Source organism: Pseudomonas sp. AD21 (genome assembly GCF_002878485.1).
Classification (GTDB): domain Bacteria; phylum Pseudomonadota; class Gammaproteobacteria; order Pseudomonadales; family Pseudomonadaceae; genus Aquipseudomonas.
In genome coordinates this window covers 1-788 of sequence record NZ_NQYG01000136.1, presented here as the reverse complement: position 1 = coordinate 788, position 788 = coordinate 1, and the positions used below count along the sequence as shown (strand labels likewise).

The 788-nt window shown below is 55.1% G+C and carries 1 protein-coding gene; it reads left to right on the top strand.

Annotated elements, in window-relative coordinates; all coding sequences use genetic code 11:
* Window positions 1–221: 221 nt before the first annotated feature.
* Window positions 222–680 carry a transposase gene (locus PseAD21_RS29340; protein ID WP_102359178.1) on the top strand — a complete coding sequence of 153 codons (459 nt, stop codon included), beginning with the start codon at window positions 222–224 and terminating at the stop codon, window positions 678–680.
* Window positions 681–788: the final 108 nt, after the last annotated feature.

Below are 788 nucleotides of genomic sequence, written 5' to 3'. Positions count from 1 at the left end.
CCCCGAATCCTCCATCCACCACCAATCTACTGTGGGAGCGGGCTTGCTCGCGAAGGCGTCAGATCAGTCGACATTGATGCTGGATGTGCCGGCCCCTTCGTGAGCAAGCCCACTTCCATCCTTGATCTGGATGGCAGACACATGCTGCCAACAAACATGCGCGGCCTATGGTGCTGGCTGATCTAGCCTTTTCTCGATTCAACCATGAACAAGGCAAAGGAATGCCCGAACGTTACTCATCACATCGCCTGCGAACCGGTCGCCATTGCGAAGAGAGCCAGATCTACCTTCTAACTGCCAACACCTTAGGGCGTGAACCAGTGTTCAAGGATTACAGACTCGGCCGGTTGCTCGTGAACCAGTTCAGACTGGCGCAGGAGGAGGGGGTTGCCGACACATTGGCGTGGGTGGTCATGCCGGATCATTTTCATTGGCTGATCCAGTTGCAAAAAGGAACACTTGGTCAATTGATGTGCCAAGTCAAATCCTTGAGTGCTCGTTCAATCAACGAGGCGGCCGGCAGAACTGGAAGCCTCTGGCAGCAAGGTTTTCATGACCATGCATTACGGCGAGAGGAGGACCTGGTGAAACTTGCTCGCTATGTAGTCGCTAATCCATTGCGGGCCGGACTGGTGGAAAAACTCGGTGACTATCCGTTATGGGATGCGATCTGGGTGTGAGCTCCGGATGCACATTCAGCGCATTCCGTCAGAATAAATGCGATCCCCCGTGGGAGTGAGCTTGCTCCGGGCGGCGTTCCGACGAAGGCGTCAGGTCAGTCGACATTG